The organism is Actinokineospora alba (assembly GCF_004362515.1).
Classification (GTDB): Bacteria; Actinomycetota; Actinomycetes; order Mycobacteriales; family Pseudonocardiaceae; genus Actinokineospora; species Actinokineospora alba.
This window is the reverse complement of sequence record NZ_SNXU01000001.1, coordinates 6555811-6571927: the sequence shown is the minus strand read 5'-3', so window position 1 is coordinate 6571927 and position 16117 is coordinate 6555811. Positions and strand designations below refer to the sequence as shown.

The following is a 16117-nucleotide window of genomic DNA, read 5'->3' as shown; positions in this document are numbered from 1 at the left end:
ACTCAGTGTCGGGAACGACGAACTCGGTGTCGGGAACGGGGAACTCACTGTTCTGAACGTGGGACTCGCGGGTTATAGGGGGATTTCGTCGGCGTAGGTGAGGCGGCGTTCCCAGATCGGGAAGACGCCGATCACTGGGCCGGTGTCGGCGGGGGCGGGTGGGTCGCCGGGCAGCATCTCCCATTCCTCCACCATGATCCGCCAGTCCGACGCGGTCCCCGGGCGGCGCAGCGGGAGCTTGGCGCCCGCGTCGAGTTCGCCGACCCAGGCGACCTCGCCGTCGCCGGCGCCGCGGACAGTCAGCCGGTCCGCCGCCACGGTCGACCAGCCGAGGTCGGTGTCGATGGCAGGGTCGCGGCGCTGCAGGCGGGCGATCACCCGGCGGTTCTCGTCGACCGCCGCGGCCAAGGTGTCGATGCCGCCGCGTCCTGGCTGGCGGCGCAGGCCGATCGGGCCGCTGACCACGACCCGCACGTGCGTCTCGTCGGTGCGGCTCACGCTGGTGGTCCGCTCGGCGGGCAGCTGCACGTAGTCGCAGCGCACCGGCGCGGACAGGTGGCAGCCGTCGACGCTGTTCGGCTGGTACCGGCACACCGCGAGGCGGACGAACGGCCAGAACGCGTTCCCCGGGTCCAGCGCCACGTCGACGTACCAGAGCCCGCGGTCGAGGTTGAACCGCGGCTTGTAGCCGACCACGGTCACCTCCGGCCGGTCCGGCAGCGTGGCGAGCGGCAGCCGCACCGGCGCGGTCACCGGCCTGCCAGGTGCCGGGCGGTCGTCGAAACCACTGGTGTGCAACAGGTTGTCCAAGGTGACCAGTTCCAGCGCGCGACGCCGGACGGGCGCGCTGATCCACGCCGGGTCCTGGCCCCACTTGCTGACGAACGGGAATCCCGAGTCGTCCGGCGCGGGCGGGCCGAACTCGTCGGAGCCGCCGGTCGCGAGCAGGACGCCGAGCAGTTCGCCGTCGCCGCTGCTCCACCACGGCCGCTCCAGGTAGATCCGCACACCGGCCCGCCTGCCGTGCCGCCGCGCCATCGGCTGCTCCGGCTCGGTGCCGTCCGACCAGCGGAACAGCGGGATGACCGAGTGCACGACCGGCGCCGCGGGCGGGGCCGACGACGGCACCGACACGACCACCTCGGGCCCGACCACGCTGCGCCCGTCGTCGATCGGGTCACCGTCGGTGGGCTTCAGCAGCTCCGGGTGGAAGTACTCGCGGAACCGGGTCGACGCCCGGAACCGGTAGGTGACCACTCGGTGCCGGGTGTCGCCGAACTCGTGCGAAGCCTTGTGCAGCCGTACTTTCCCGAGGTTCGGCACGGTGACCTCGCCGTCCGTCGACGACAGCACGGCGATGTCCTCATAGGACTGGACGGGCGTGGTGAACGCGACCCCGTTGGCCCGGCGCTCCTCGTCGCGGGGCAGCGTCAGGTCGTCGACCCGGTCGACCCAGCGCGCCTCGGCGGCGACGCTGTCGGTGCTCGGCCCGTGCACGTCCAGCCCGCCGAACAGCACCACCGACGTCGTGCCGATGCCCCGCACGGGGAGGATCTTCGTCGGCCGCGGCGCTTCCAGCGGCCTCGGCACCGCGTGCACCAGCAGAACGTCCTCGAACGGCGTCAGCCCCCACAGCCAGCCGTCGGCCGCGGCCTCGGCGACGTCCGGGTTGGCCCGCACCGACGGCGGCAGGCCGCGCCACGGGCCGAACAGGTCGAGGTCGGCCCGGTCCAGCGAACTGGCGAGCCGGAACCGCTGCAGGTCACCGGGCGGCAGGCTCAGCGTCAGCACCCGACCGGACACCGCGCCGTTCAGTTCGCCGCCGCCGTCGAGCACCAGCCGGAACGGCTCCACCACCGGCCACTGGCCGCTGTAGCGCGCGGTGAATCCCTCGGTGCCGAACGGGAACGGGATCGGCCGGTCGCGGCCCGCTTCGGGGAACACCAGCGAGATCCCGCGGGCGAGCGGGTCCGGCAGGTACGGCAGCACCAGGTCGTCGACGTCGTGCACGACATACTGGCCGGGCGGCAGCGGATCCCCGGGCTTGGCGAGCGGCAGCGTCGTGCGGTCCGCGTGCGGGGGACCGGCTTGGTGTTCGAGTCGCACGTTCAGCTGGTCGACCCGGCTCGGCGGGTTGTCCACGTCGGCGATGTCGAGGTCCAGGAACGACCCGTCCTCCCGCAGCGCCCAACCGAGCATCTTGAGATGGTCGGCAGGCGTCGTGCTGCCGATGGCGAGGTCGAACATGCCGTGCTGCTCGGCCTGGCTCTGGCTGGTCTTCGGCGGCGCGAGATGCCGCTCGGAGCGATCGTGGTAGCGCAGGTCCAGGCCGGGATGCGCGGTCGCGACGGCCGCGGCGTAGGCCGCCGGATCGGTGACCGTGATGGCCAGCGTGGTGAGGTCCTGGGTGACGCCGGAGCGCACGACGAGCACGCGCAGGGACTCGCCCTCGGTGTAGCGGTCGCGGGGGACCAGCGCCGGGCTCGGCACCGGGTCCCAGCGCAGGTACGGGCGCAGCGCGGTGACGGTGTCCAGTGCGGCGGCCGCGGCCTCGGCCAACGGCGCGCCCGGGGTGAGGTGGGTGGAGATCAGGTGCGCGAGTCCCGCCGCGGACCGCACGGCCACGTCGGTGACGAACGGCTCGTGCGGGTCGTTGACCGCCGCGGCCACCGCCTCGGCGACCAAAGCCCGCCGGGACAGCAGCGGTGCCCGCGTCGGGTCGACGGCGGCGCGGCGTTCGCGCAGCCTGCCCGCCAGGATCGGTTCAAGCTCGGGATGCCCGAGATCCCCTTGGCCCTCAACGGTTTCCTCGGTGAACCGGTTCGCCTGCAGCGCGGCGTTGGTGGCCACGCGCAACCCGACCCCCAGTCGAGCCGACGCGTCCCGCGCCGGGTCCTCGACGCCGAGCGTCCCGGCGAGCGCGGCGGCGACGGCGTCCGCGGGCGCCGCGGGCGGCGGGTCGAGCTCGTGCGGCCGGGAGTTGCCTGCCAGGTCGACCGCCCAGGCCCGGAACGCGTACGACCGGCCGAACCGCAGCCGGGGCAGTGATCCCGGCCGGACCTCGTTGGTGATCAGGATCGGGTGCGTCGGCGACACGTCCGGCGCCGAGGGGGTGTCCTCGACGATCTCGTCCGCGCCCTCGTTGCGCACCCGCTTGCCCGGCCTGCCCGCCGACAGGCTCCATCCCTCCCAGCCGAACATCGCCTCGTGCACGTGGATAGGCGACTTCGCCTTGCCCGGGGTCTCGTGCGCGGACGTGCCCTGGATGAACCCGTCCTCCTCCAGGTCGTCGAGCAGCATGCCGTGGCCCAGCACGGTCACGTCGGTGAGCCGCTGGTGCAGCGACCGCCACCGGCGCACCGTGTCGTCCCACACCTCGATCCGCAGGCCCCGGCACACGTCCTCGGTCAGCAGCCGCGGCGGGTCGCCGCCCGCGAGCGAGGACTGCACTTCCAGCTGACGCGCCAACCGGTCCTGGGTGTTGAGCGCCTGGCCGGTCCGGGCGACGGTGAACCCGCCCGACCGGTGGGCCGGGGTGGCCGCGTTCACCGGGTCACCGTTCGCCTGCGACGCCAGCAGCCGCGGCAGCGTCCAGAGGAAGCGCTCGGTCTTGATCGCGCTGCCGTCGGTGTCGAGTTCCAGCACCGCGAACCGGTCCTCGTCGCCGAGCCGCAGCGCGCCGTCTGACCAGTCGGGAGTTCCGGCGACGGTGACGAACGCGTCCTCGGCGGTGACCTGGCACCGCACCTCGTTGCTCCGGCCGTGGCTGAAGTCGTCGTCGATCGCCGCCCGCGCGGACAGCCAGCGCGACCGGCGCAACCGGTCCGGGTCGGCGACCTTCAGGTCGATCACGAGTCCGAGCGCGCGTAGCAGCGCCGGGTGGTCGCCCGCCATCGCGCAGCGCTCGTGGAACTCCGGCTGCTGCTGCGGAAGCGTGGGCGACACCGCGCCGGGGACCGGCCGTTCCCGGTAGTCGTCCTGCGACTCGGGACGCTCGTAGAACCGGCGGCAGCGGTGCAGTTCCAAGGCGATCTTGCGCAGCCAGTTGCCCTCGGCCGCGACGAGCCGCTCGATGACGGCCAGCCGCTCGGGGCTCTCGATCAGGCCGTCGAGGTCCGCCGTCATCAGCGACTCGTCGTACACCTGACGCCGCTCGCTGCCGAACTTCTTGACCCGGTGGTACTTCGCCGCCAGCTCCGTGAGCGGACCGGCGAGGGGGTGCGCGGACGGCGCGGGCGGACTGGTCGGGTCGGCGTAGATGGTCGCCATGTGCAGGGCCTTGGCGATGTCGTGGGTGGCGCGGGCGGAGAAGCTGCGCCAGCGCCGGTCGTCCCACTCGGGCACCCGGTTGCCCTTGACCGGCGTATCCGCCGGGAACGCCGCCCGCCACACCTGGGGCTGGATCGGGTCGAGCAGCGGCTCGGCCTCGATCACGCCCGCCTGGTCGAACAGCTCGATCCGCAGCGCCGTCTTCGCCGTCTGGGCCCAGTCCGGGAAGATCCGGAAGTCGCCGAGCACGCGGTCGTCCGCCGGGCTGATCTTGGGCGCGACGAACAGCGAGACGTGGAAGTGGTTCAGCGCGGACACCGAGTGGGGCAGCGCGCACAGCATGAAGAGCTCGGTCTCCATCGGTCACTCCTCGGCGAAGGCGAGGCAGTAGGCCGACCAGGCGGGCGACGACCCGTCCCCGGCCACGCCCATGATCTGCTTGAAGGTCGGATCCCCGTTGGAGCCCGCGAACTTGCGCTCGGCGCTGATCTTGACCGAGCCGGAGAACACCAGCACGTCCACCTCGACGGTGATGGTGGCCCGGCCGATCATCTTGCCGGTGTCGAACTCGTACTTCAGCTCCATGTACAGCTCGATGGACGCCGAGATCAGCCCGAGCACGTCGACCTCGCCGCGCAGCCGGAAGTACCCGGTGAGCGACCCCTTCTCGCCCTCCAGTCGCATGTAGACACCGACCATGGCCGAGATCGAGCCGGACGCCACCCCGAGGTCGACCGACAGGACCGCGCCCGCCTCCAGGCCCAGCTCCAGCACGTCGAGCCCATCGGGCGAGACCCGGATGCCGAACCAGCCGCCGCCGCCGAGGAACAGCACCGCGAGGGTGAACGGGCGCTCCCTGGTGCAGAAGTTGAACCCGAACGTCACCGCCTTGCCGAGGAACGGCACCTGCACGTCCGCGTCGAGCGACAGGTTCGACAGGGTGAACACGCCGATGGCCAGGTTCGGCAGCGTGAGGGTGAAGCCCGCGGTCATGCCCGCGGGCGTGACCTCCATGAACGGAGGGTCGGAGAACCCGTCGAACGGGATCAGGTCCTTGATCACCTCGACGAAGCCGAGGATGCCGAGGAACTCGATCTCGCCGAGCACCACGTCCACCTCGGGCTTGCCCGCGGTGCCGGACTTGAACGACAGGTGCTCGAACGGCACCCGCACCAGCGGCGCGCCGGGCAGCAGGTGCAGCGTGAAGTCGCGCAGCTCGGCCAAGGCCTGCACGCCCATCTTGCCCTTGCCGCTGGCCCGGCCCTCGACCGCGAGCAGCAGGCTGTCCGGCTGGACCTGCAGGATCGGCGCGGCGCCCGGCGGCCAGGACGACACCTTCGGCGCCCACTCGAACCGGAACCGGGCCTGCACGCTGGTCGGGTCGAACCCGTTGACGAACCGGTAGATGTCCTCGATGAGGTCGGCCATCGCGAGGACGTCGGCGAGCACCTCGGTGATCGAGGCGATCAGGTTGCGCATGAACGGCGGCAGGGTCGGGCCGATCGCGCGGAGTTCGGCCACCTCGTCGCGCAGCTTCTGCAGCGGATTCGCCATCGCGGCGGCGACCTCGGCTGGGCTCTTGTTCTTCAGCGAGGCGAGCAGGGCCGGGATCTGGTCGACCAAGGCGACGATCTTGTCCCGGGAGCTGGTGGTCTTGGTGAGCGCCTGCTGCGCCTGGGCCTGCAGCTCGGCGGTCTTCCCGCCCGCGCGGGCGATCATCTTGTTCGCCTCGTCGACGGCCTGCTCCGCGGCCGCCTTGACCCGCCGCAGGTCGGCGACCAGCGCCTCGACTCGGTCCAGCGCCTCCGAGACCAGCGCGGGGATCTTCAGCGCGTCACCGGTGACCGCGTTGACGAGATCCACCAGGCTGACCAACCCGAGCAGCTTCGGCGAAGCGCTCTTCAGGAACTCGGTGGGGTTGAACTGCTTCGTCTGCATCCCCACGATGTCGCCGACCGCGCCGGACGTCCTCGACAGCCCGCGGATCGGCAGGTCGGGGCTGAGGAAGCCGCCCGCCTTGTCGCTGCCCGATGGCGCGCCCGCACCGAACTTCAGCTGCGGCAACGTGGTCGTCGGATCGGTCGGGTGCTCGCGCTGGGCCGGATCGACGAGCACCTTCGCCCACAGCTCGCCGGTGTTGGTCGGGCCGCTGAAGCCGACCTTGCGGTACTCGTCGTGGTAGGCGATCGGCACCGGGCCGGTGCCGGACAGCGCCTGCACCGCCGGAACGGACACGTGTGCCGCGCTCATGCGCGGGGTCGAGTCGCCCAGCCTCGCCTTGCCGCGCAACAGGATCGAGTCGGTCTCGGCGACGGTGTCACCGCCCGCGCGCACCGGGCCGAAGGCGATCTTCTGGCCAAGTGCCGGGACCTTGCGTGCCGGGTCCTCGTCGTAGGCCTTGTCGGTCTTGGCGAAGTCCTGGTAGTGCTCGGCCACCCACATCAGCGGCGCGCGCAGCCGGACCGGCTTGAGCTCGTGGTCCAGCGCGTCGATGACGAAGCTGAACCGCTGGAAGCCGACCTTCGGCCAGAAGAAGTTGTCCTGGGAGTCGCCGAACTGCTCGGTCGGGTCGTCGAGGGTCGGCGTGACCAGCGGGCGGATTTCCACCCGCAGGAACGGGAAGTCGTGGTTGTCGGCGTAAGTGCGGGCGCGCTCACCGAGCACCAGGAACTTGCGCTGGTAGAGCCCGGCGACCGAGGGCGCGGACTTCTTCATCTTCCGCTCAGTCAGCTTGACCAAGGCCGCCTGGTGGCCGAACGGGTAGAGGTAGCCCGGGTAGACGACGCGTACGTACTGGTCGCGGCCCATCGGCGCGACATGGTCCCAGGACAGCAGCGACGACATCCGCATCCGCGAGTACGGCTTGGTGGTCCATGCGCCGTGCAGGTCCAGCCAGGCGCCGAGACTCGACAGCCACAACGCCTCCGCGCCCACGGGCACCGGCTCGATCTCGGTCGGCCTGCCGGGCCAGGTCTCGGCGGTCTGGCGGACCAGCATGTGCCGGTCGGCCCGGTCGAGCGACATCCGGAACGGGTCGGTGGTCGAGTGGCCGAGATTGTTGGCGGAGTCCTTCCAGTCCTCGCCCACGGTGTCGCGGTCGCGGGCCCACACCGCGCGGATGACCCGGCGTTTGGTGTTGTGCTCGTCGGGCACGATGCTGCCGTCCGGCCGCTCGGCGGCGATGGCGAGCCTGCTGTGCCACAACTCGATGTGCTGCGCGGCGTCGTCGGCGACCACCGGCTCGGTCGCGTGCGCCCAGCGCGCCTCGTCGCTCGGCGAGATCACCAGGCGGTAGGGCGCCTCGATGGCGGTCTCGTCAGCCGCGGCCGGCCTGCTCAGCGTGCGGCGCGCCCGGCGCGCCCGAATCGGGTCGCGGATCAGCCCACCCGGCCCGAACAGCGAGGACACCGGGATTGTGGTCTCGCCGATGGTCACCGACGGCTGCTCGCGTTCGTCGGGAAGCGTGGTGCGGGCCCGGGTCGTCGGGGTCCGGGCCTGCAACTCAGTGCGGGCGCGACGCAGCTCGCGGGCCTCGAATGCCACGTCCGCAACGGTTTGCGCGCGCTTCGCCTTGGAGATCACGGCGCCGTTCGCGGTGAGCTCGGCGATGAGGCCGCCCGGCAGCGCGATGGTCGGCGACGACAACCCGTCGACGCCGCCCTTGGCGGGCGCGTCCCCCGGCAGCGCGAGCGGGTGCACGGCGAGTTGGAGCCGACTCATCGCGGCGAGGATGCCCGCGGTGGAGAACTCGATGGTCTCGCCCGCCGGGACCTTGAACACCAGTCGGCTCGATCGCGCGGGCACGACGCCGACGGGCGGCTGGGTCACCACACCGGGCCCCTCATCCGGTGGCTGGTGCGCGGGCGCGGCGACGGGCTTGCCCTGGTCGTCGGGCTGCAGCATGGGTTTGCCCGGCACGAAGCCCTCGTAGATCGCCTGCTCGCCGAGGTGCTGGAAGGCGAACCGGACAGTGAGCCGGGCTTCATCGCCGGTCGACCGCAGCCGGGCGGGCGCGCCGCCGCCGGTGATCAGCTCACATCCGGACGCCGTGACCGACAGCGCGACCAGGTCGCTCGGGCGGACCAGGTCGACCCGGATTCCCTCGGCCTCGGCTTCGGCGGGCGGGCCCACGACCGAGCCCCAGCCGTCGACGAACCGGAGCGGATCGACCTCGACCCGCCGTTCCTTACGGGGCTTCCTCGATCGCGAAGGCACGTCGGCCTCCTCTCGCCACCCGCGAGTGTCCTTTGTGCTCCAAGGGCCCGCAAGATGATCGCCCGAGGACCGCACCAAAGGGCAGCGATGAGTGTCGGGTCAGCCGGTGAGTTGGTCGCCGGCAGCATCTCGCCCGCCAGGGCGATGGACCCGCCGACGCTCAGCCGGACCCGCGGGGCTGACCCGTCAACGAGCAAGCACATCCCGAACAGCGTCGACCGTTTCGGCACTCGTGGACGCGTGCGGCGACAGCCGTATGTGATCGCCACGGACAGTCGCCGCGATCCCGGCGCCTCGTAGGGCGGCCCCAGCCGCCGCTACGTCCGGCATGTCGAACGTCAAGATGTTGGGCCCCTGCGCGCGAATCCGCCCACCCGCCGACCGGACCGCCTCGGCAAGCGCCTCGACACCCGAGGTGATCCGAGCCGCGATGGCTTCCACCCCAACACTTTCGACCAGTTCGAGCGCGCTCGCCAAGGCCCCGGAAGTGATCGGGCTCAAGTTGGTGATGTTCCAGCGCGCCGCGCCGTCGGCGGGGGAGTGGATGAGATCGTCGAACCGAACCGGGTCTTGCGCCCCGGTCCAGCTCGACACCAACGGCTCCAACCGGTCGAGCGCCCGGTCCGACAGCACCGCGAACCCCGTCCCCCACCCCGCGCGCAGCCACTTCTGCCCGCCGACGACGAGAACATCGGCCGCCGCCCACTGCGAGGAGACCGCCCCGAAGCCCTGGATGCCGTCCACGATCAGCAGCCGGTCGCCCACAAGGTCGCGCAGGGCGGCCAGGTCCAGGTGGTACCCGGTGCGGAAGTCGACGGCGCTGACGGTCACCGCGGTGGTGCGCGCGGTCAGTGCGTCCGCGATGCCCTGGGGTGTCGCGGGCCCGGACAGCCAGTCGACCTTCACCCGGCCCGCCTGCTGGGCCCGGGCCCACGGGTAGGTGTTGGCCGGGAAGTCGCTCGCCGGGACCAGCACCTCCCCCTGGCAGCCGAACGCCGCCTGGACCAGGCCGAGGCTGGTGTTCGGCACGAGCACGACGTGGTCGGGGCTGGTGCCGCAGAGCCGGGCCGCCGCGGCTTTGGCCCTGGGTTCCTCGGCCATCAGCTCGTCCACGGTGGTGGGCCCGGCCTGGGCCGCCCGCCGCAGCAGCGACTCGGACGTGGCGAGCACCGAGCGCCCGGGCGGGCCGAACCGGGCGAAGTCGACATAGCCGGTGGGCTCGTCGAAGTCGGCCAGGTACTCGGTCAGGTGGTCGGTCGCACGTCGGTCCATGCCATCACCTAACCGGGCGTGGCCCTGAGCGGGTTTACCCGGCCCGCTCACGCGCCGATGCGGAAGTGCGCCTGGATGGTGGTCGACGCGGGGTCGGTGTGGGTGCGGACGAGGTCGCTGACGTGGTGGATGAGCAGGAGCCCGCGGCCGCCCGCCTGCTCCGGCGACGACGGTCGCCTGCCCGCGAGCGGGTCGGTGAGCTTGCCGCTGTCGCGGACCTCGCAGACGAAGTGGCGGCCGGTGGTGCCGAGCCGGACGAGGGCGGTCCCGCCGCCGTGGAGGAGGCTGTTGGTGGCCAGCTCGGTGACGACGAGCTCGACGTCGGGGACGCGTTCGGCGACCACACCGGCGCGCTCGGCGCGCTCGCGGGCGAGCAGGCGGGCGCCGGTCAGGTCCGGGCCCTCGACGAGGATCTCGGCCGGTCGGTCGAGGTCGGGCAGCGGCAGGTTGTACCGGTCGATGACCTCCAGGGGCGCGTACCGCGTGCTCGCCCGGGTGCCCGCCGCGTCGATCAGGACCGGGTGGGTGGCCTCGGCGTCGGTGATCACCGACGGGGCCAGCTCCTCGGTGTCGTACGGGCACAGGATGGTCGCGTCCCGGCCGGTGAAGGCCAGGTTGATCAGCGCCTCGTGCTGGGCGCAGGCCGGGTATTCCAGGTCGGAGCGGCCCGCCCAGATCGGCTCGCCGATGATCCGCACCGGCCGGTCGGGGTGGCTGTCGGCGAAGCCTCGCAGCACGGTCGCGATGATGCGGCCGGGGTTGCGGCCCGCCTCGGTCATGTCGAGCATCCGCACGTCGTCGGCGTCGGCGCCCAGCGCGTCGCGGAGGAGCTTCAGGTTGGGGCCGGGCACCGCCACGGCGACCGGTTCGCCCGCGGCCCGCGCCGCCTGGATGAACGGCAGCGTCCCGTCGAGGTACTCGTCGGCGCCCCGATAGAACAGCGCGGGATGGGCGAAACGCTCGGAAGCGGTCATCGACCTCGTCTGACCTCCATCGCTCGACCGTCCGCTGTCGCGGACCGAGTCCACCAGCGTGCCGGCCATGGTCCGATTGGTACCCGCCGCGATGCCCACGCAAACGTGTCCCGAGTTGTCTAACCAATCAGGTCGGGAACGGTCAAGTCGTCCGGGGCCCGGTTGCCCGTGTCGCTGACTCGCACCACGAACCAGCCCAACCCCGCGCCCAAGGCGTTGGCGATCAGGTCGTCGGCCGCGACCGCCCCCTGGTTCAGCACGAGCTGAGCGGCCTCGACAACGATCGACACCGCCAGCCCGGCCACGACCGCCGTCCACCAACCACCGGGGAATCGGCGTTCCCGCTTCGCCACGGAAAGCAGTGCCACGACCACGCCCAGGGGAGCGAACAATGCGACATTGGCCATCGTCGCGACCGCCACGTTCTCGGCCGAATTCGACGAGAGCCCGCGAATCGTGTCGATCAGCGGAACCAGGCTCAGCCGCGCGGGCAATTCCGCCGACCAGGGCAGCACCAACGCCACGTACGACACCGTCAAGAACCACACAACGAGCGCGGCGGCGCCGAGCGGCGAGACCGCCCGCCGGGCTCGGTCGCCGCGGGCCGACACCCAGGTTGCCGCCAGCAGAAGAAGCAGCGCGGCACCGAGGGCGAAGCTCACCGGATTTCCGAATGAGCGCATCAACGAGGTCACGAATCCTCCGCGCCGGTCAGTCCGGCCCCGACGTTGCTCGTCCACCGCAAGGAAAGGCCCGAGGCCGCCCGCTCGGCCCTGACCTCCATCGCGTCCCCGAGGATGGTGGCCCGGTCGACGACGACCGGCTCACCGTCCATCCCGTACGTGACCCGGTCGCTGACGAACACCGGCACACCGGCGGGCTGTCGCAACAGGTCGCCGATCGCGGTGTCCAGGATCGCGGGACGCAGGCGTTCGGTGGCCCGGTGCACGACCACGTCATGCTCGGAAAGCGCCGCATAGAGCGAAACCTGCGTGAAATCGACCGCGCGGACCATCGACCCGTAGGGCTCGCGGACCCACGACACCTGGTGCACCGCGGGCCTTCCCCCGAGCAGCCGAACCCGCTCGATCCGCAGGGCGTCGTCCGTGCCCAGCTCGGTAGGGGCCGGGCCCGGGCGCACGCCGACTACCTCGGTGCGCACGGTGTGGCCCTGCTCGCGGAGGTCCTCGGCGAGGCCGCGCAGCGAGTCGAGTTGGTAGGCCGCCCGCGGCTCGGTGACGAACGTTCCCCGCCCGACCTGCTGGGACACCAGGCCGTCGTCCTCGACCACCCGAAGCGCCTGCCGCAGCGTCATCATCGTGACGCCGTAGGCCGCGCTCAGCTCCCGCTGCGACGGCAGTGCCTGGCCGGGCCGGTACTCACCCGAGCGGATCTTCGTGGCGAGGTCGGCCGCGATCGTGTGGTACTTCGGTTCACGTGGGGCCTGTGGGTTCATCGGCACTCCGGTCGAGTTCGGTGCGCATGGCGTCGACGTCCGCGCCCACCTCGGCCGGACCCGCGCCGTCGAGCACCCGGCGCATCAGCGCCGCCCCGACAGCCACGCCGTCGGCCGCGCGGCACGCCTGCACCGCGTGGGCGGGGCGGGAGACGCCGAAGCCTAGCAACACCGGCAGGTCGGTCACGGCCTTGAGCGCCCGGGCAAGGGCGACTCCCGAATCCGCGAACTTGTCACGTTCCCCGGTCGTGCCCATCACGCTGACGGCGTAGACGAAACCCCGGCTGCGCGCGCCGATCTCCCGCAGCCGCGCGGGCGGGGTGGAGGGCGCGGCGAGGAGCACCAAGTCCACTCCGGCCGCCGCGGCGGCGCCTTCGACTTCACCCACTTCGCCGAGTTGGAGGTCCGGCACGATGAGACCGCGGACCCCGGCGTCGCGCAGCTTGCGGCAGAAGGTCTCGGCTCCTTGGCGCAGCACGAGATTCGCGTACGTCATCACCACGCGCGGCACGGTCAGGTCGATCTCGGCGAGGTCGGCGAGGATCCGGTGGGCCGTGGTCCCGCGGGCGAGCGCGCGGTCCGAGGCCTGCTGGATGGTGCCGCCGTCGAGCATCGGGTCGGAGAACGGCAGCCCGATCTCCACCGCGTCGGCGCCCGCGTCCTGGTAGGCGGTGAGGTAGCGCGTCCAGTCGTCGGTGACGCCGCCGGTGACGTAGGGGACGAGCAGCTTGCGGCCCCGGTCCCGCGCGGACCGCAGCTGGTCTTCGAGCGTGTTCACGACGCCTCCATGAGTGCGGGCATGTCCTTGTCGCCGCGGCCGGACAGCGTCAGCATCACCGTCGATCCGGTGGGCAGTTCGGCCGAGCCCGCCGCCCGCAGCACCCAGGCCAGCGCGTGCGCGGACTCCAGCGCGCAGAAGATGCCCTCGGCCCGGCACAGCCGGTTGACCGCGTCGAGCACCTCCTCGTCGGACACCGTCACGTACCGGGCGCGACCGAGGTCGGCGAGATGGGCGTGCTCCGGGCCCACCCCGGGATAGTCGAGGCCCGCGGAGATGGAATGCGCCTCGCGGACCTGGCCGTGCTCGTCCTGCAGGAACTTCGAGCGATAGCCGTGCAGCACGCCGTTCGCGCCGAAGGTCATGGCCGCGCCGCCCTCGGCCTCGACCCCGATCAGCCGCGCGGGGGTGTCGACGAACCCGGCGAACGTGCCCGCCGCGTTCGAGCCGCCGCCGACGCAGGCCACGACGTAGTCCGGCGTTCCCGCCGTCAGTTCGGCGGCGCACTGGGCGCGGGCCTCGTCGCCGATCACCCGCTGGAACTCGCGCACCATCCACGGATACGGGTGCGGGCCCATGACCGAGCCGATGCAGTAGTGGGCCTCGTCGACCGCGCCCACCCAGTGCCGCATGGCCTCGTTGCACGCGTCCTTGAGCGTGCGGCTACCCGAACCCACCGGCACGACCTCGGCGCCGAGCATGCCCATCCGGAACACGTTGAGCGCCTGCCGCTCGATGTCGCGCTCGCCCATGAACACCGTGGCCGACATGCCCAGCAGCGCGGCCGCGGTCGCGGTGGCCACGCCGTGCTGGCCCGCGCCGGTCTCGGCGATCAGCCTGGTCTTGCCCATCCGCCGGGCCAGCAGCGCCTGCCCCAGCACGTTGTTGATCTTGTGTGACCCGGTGTGCGCGAGGTCTTCGCGCTTGAGCAGCAGCGTGATGCCGAGTTCGGCCGACAGCCGCCAGGCGGGCGTCATCGCCGTGGGGCGACCGGCGTAGACCGCGAGCAGGCGTTCGAGCTGCTGCCGGAACCGCGGATCCGCCCAGGCCTGCCGGAACTCACGGTCCAGCTCGACGCACGCGGGCACCAGCGACTCGGGTACGAACTGGCCCCCGTAGTCGCCGAACCGCCCGGTGCCGGAGGGTTCGCGCATCCCGGCGGCGGCCACGATGCCGCCGTGGTTGTCGCTGACCAGCGAATTGTCCACAACTACCCCTAGTGTTCTAGAACGGTTGCGGAGAGTCTGACACAGTTCCGTCGAGAGTTCTAGAACAATAAGCATCGGACACGATCGTGTGGCCTTGGAAGTGGTGACAACCTTCCGGGCGCCCTCGGGCGTCTTCCTGTCTGTCGAGGGGAGTCCGCGTGGGCGGCGAGGAGAAGTTCCACGAGTTCGTGGCGACGCGGCGGGCCGCGCTGCTGCGGACCGCGTGCCTGCTCAGTGGGGACTGGGCGAGCGCGGAGGACCTGGTGCAGACAACGCTGACCAAGACCTACCTGGCGTGGGAGCGCATCAAGGACCACGACGCCGCTGACGCCTACGTCCGCAAGATCATGGTGAACACCGCGACGTCGTGGTGGCGGCGGCGCTGGCGGGGGGAGCAGCCGACCGAAGTGCTGCCCGAGATCGTGCAGCCTGACTTCGCGGAGTGCAGCGCGCTGAGCCAGGACCTGTGGGCCGAGGTGCGCAAGCTGCCCGCGAGGCAGCGGGCGGTGGTGGTGCTGCGGTTCCATGACGACCTGTCCGAAGCCGCCACTGCGGCGGCGCTCGGGGTGACCGTCGGCACCGTCAAGAGCCAGACCTCGCGCGCGATCAGCGCACTGCGAGACCGCGTCCAGCCTGCCGCCACCGAGGGGAGCGTGACCCGATGAACGTCGAGGAACACCTGCGTGCCGCACTCGCCGCCCGGGTCGCGGCGGTGCCGGAGACCACCGACCTGGCCGACCAGGCGATCACTCAGGCAGGCCGGATCCGCGGTCGGCGACGGATGGCCGCGATCACCGCTTCGGTGGTCGCGGTGGTCGCGGCCGTCTTCGCCGTCGTGCAACTGGTGCGGCCGCCCGCCGTCTCGCTGCCCGCCGACCCGCCGCCGATCTCGGTGGCGCCCGCTCCCAGCTCCGCCGGGCTCAAGGTGGACCTGATCCACGGGCTCGTGCTGCACCGGGCGGGCGGCGGTCACGTGGCCTTGCCCGTCAAGTCGAACCAGCGGGTCATCGAAGCTGTCCGGACCGCGGGCGGCTGGCTGGTCACCTACCAGCACACCGGTAGCGAGCGGAGCCAGACCGTCGAGTTCGTCCGTGAAGACGGCATCAGCACCACGCTCGGCGTCGCGCCGGACACCGCGATCGTGGTGCACCCAGTCGGCACGCGGGCCGTCGTCCAGTACTGGCACAACGCGGGCCAGGTCTCGACCGCGGTCGTGGTCGACCTGCCGTCGGGCAACGTGGTCTCCCAGGCACCGCTGCCCGGTGGGGACAACTCCATGGTGGTGCGCGCCTGGTCTGGGGACGCGGTGGTGCTGGCCCGGATGAGTGGCGACTTCGGTCCGGTCCCGGTGGACCTGTGGAACCCGACGCGCGGTGCGTACGTGGCGTCGCCGCCGCAGGGGGAGTTCGCCCTCCTGGGCAGATTCGGCACCGCGGGCCACCTGATCGCCATGGTCGCGGACACCGATCCGCTGAAGGCGTGCCTGGTCGAACTCGACCCACCGGACAAGTTCGCGGTGCTGCGCAAGGAATGCGGCCTGACCTGGGAACGCCCGCTGGTCTCCACCGACGGGCAGCACCTGGTGCGGCCCAACGGATCCCGTTGGATCGCCGTGGGTGCGCTCTTCAGCGGCAGTCCGCAGATCAAGGAGCTCGGGTTGGCGGAGCCCTTGGACGCACCCGATTTCCACTGGGAGAGCGCGGAAGCGGTGCTGGTCAACGGGCACCGCGGCCGAGGCCTGCTGCGGTGCGAGGTCAGCGGTAGGCCGTGCGAGACCGTGGTGCTGCCCGGCGTGGACACGGAAGCCTCCATTGTCGTGCGCAACCCGTGAGGAACCGCCAAGGGCACCTGCGAGACAGGTGGTGAGGTGGACACGGACACGTCTGTTGTCGCACAACGAGGAAGTGGACCGTCAACGGGGGCACCCAACCGCCGCCATACCAGG

Annotated in this window: 10 protein-coding genes; 2 read left to right on the top strand and 8 right to left on the bottom strand. The window is 71.7% G+C overall.

Translation table 11 applies throughout. The features are described 5' to 3' along the window. Positions 1–72 precede the first annotated feature (72 nt). The 8 genes from C8E96_RS29660 to trpB all read right to left on the bottom strand — a co-directional run bounded on the left by C8E96_RS29660 (position 73) and on the right by trpB (position 14118). Positions 73–4629 (bottom strand): hypothetical protein, encoded by a 4557-nt coding sequence (locus C8E96_RS29660; protein WP_091377553.1) that lies wholly within the window; start codon positions 4627–4629, stop codon positions 73–75. 3 nt (positions 4630–4632) lie between these two features. Then, positions 4633–8484, bottom strand: coding sequence for a hypothetical protein (locus C8E96_RS29655; RefSeq protein ID WP_091377557.1), 3852 nt, complete (start codon positions 8482–8484; stop codon positions 4633–4635). Positions 8485–8670: 186 nt separating this feature from the next. Continuing rightward, on the bottom strand, positions 8671–9756 hold the full coding sequence (locus C8E96_RS29650; RefSeq protein WP_091377560.1) for an aminotransferase class V-fold PLP-dependent enzyme: 1086 nt from the start codon (positions 9754–9756) through the stop codon (positions 8671–8673). A gap of 47 nt (positions 9757–9803) precedes the next feature. Continuing rightward, positions 9804–10730, bottom strand: a complete 927-nt coding sequence (locus tag C8E96_RS29645) for an anti-sigma factor RsbA family regulatory protein (protein WP_091378214.1) — start codon at positions 10728–10730, stop codon at positions 9804–9806. 119 nt (positions 10731–10849) lie between these two features. Beyond that, positions 10850–11425, bottom strand: a complete 576-nt coding sequence (locus C8E96_RS29640) for a VanZ family protein (RefSeq protein WP_091377563.1) — start codon at positions 11423–11425, stop codon at positions 10850–10852. After that, positions 11422–12186, bottom strand: a complete 765-nt coding sequence (locus C8E96_RS29635; protein WP_091377567.1) for a GntR family transcriptional regulator — start codon at positions 12184–12186, stop codon at positions 11422–11424. Before C8E96_RS29635 ends, C8E96_RS29640 begins: the two co-directional genes overlap by 4 nt. Next, positions 12164–12964 carry a tryptophan synthase subunit alpha gene (trpA, locus tag C8E96_RS29630; protein ID WP_166658156.1) on the bottom strand — a complete coding sequence of 267 codons (801 nt, stop codon included), beginning with the start codon at positions 12962–12964 and terminating at the stop codon, positions 12164–12166. Before trpA ends, C8E96_RS29635 begins: the two co-directional genes overlap by 23 nt. After that, the gene (gene trpB / locus C8E96_RS29625; RefSeq protein WP_091378218.1) at positions 12961–14118 is read right to left on the bottom strand and encodes a tryptophan synthase subunit beta; all 1158 of its coding nucleotides are present in this window, start codon (positions 14116–14118) and stop codon (positions 12961–12963) included. Before trpB ends, trpA begins: the two co-directional genes overlap by 4 nt. 212 nt (positions 14119–14330) lie before the next feature. Here trpB and C8E96_RS29620 point away from each other — a divergent pair, with 212 nt between their 5' ends. Both C8E96_RS29620 and C8E96_RS29615 read left to right on the top strand, forming a co-directional pair. Continuing rightward, positions 14331–14837 carry a SigE family RNA polymerase sigma factor gene (locus C8E96_RS29620; protein ID WP_166658155.1) on the top strand — a complete coding sequence of 169 codons (507 nt, stop codon included), beginning with the start codon at positions 14331–14333 and terminating at the stop codon, positions 14835–14837. Beyond that, the gene (locus C8E96_RS29615; RefSeq protein WP_091377571.1) at positions 14834–16003 is read left to right on the top strand and encodes a hypothetical protein; all 1170 of its coding nucleotides are present in this window, start codon (positions 14834–14836) and stop codon (positions 16001–16003) included. Before C8E96_RS29620 ends, C8E96_RS29615 begins: the two co-directional genes overlap by 4 nt. Positions 16004–16117: the final 114 nt, after the last annotated feature.

Excerpts from the sequence above, each read along its gene's own strand:
- C8E96_RS29660 (WP_091377553.1), bottom strand. The coding sequence starts at position 4,629 with ATGGAGACCGAGCTCTTCATGCTGTGCGCGCTGCCCCACTCGGTGTCC.
- C8E96_RS29650 (WP_091377560.1), bottom strand. The coding sequence starts at position 9,756 with ATGGACCGACGTGCGACCGACCACCTGACCGAGTACCTGGCCGACTTC.
- C8E96_RS29645 (WP_091378214.1), bottom strand. The coding sequence starts at position 10,730 with ATGACCGCTTCCGAGCGTTTCGCCCATCCCGCGCTGTTCTATCGGGGC.
- C8E96_RS29635 (WP_091377567.1), bottom strand. The coding sequence starts at position 12,186 with ATGAACCCACAGGCCCCACGTGAACCGAAGTACCACACGATCGCGGCC.
- trpB (WP_091378218.1), bottom strand. The coding sequence starts at position 14,118 with ATGCGCGAACCCTCCGGCACCGGGCGGTTCGGCGACTACGGGGGCCAG.
- C8E96_RS29615 (WP_091377571.1), top strand. The coding sequence starts at position 14,834 with ATGAACGTCGAGGAACACCTGCGTGCCGCACTCGCCGCCCGGGTCGCG.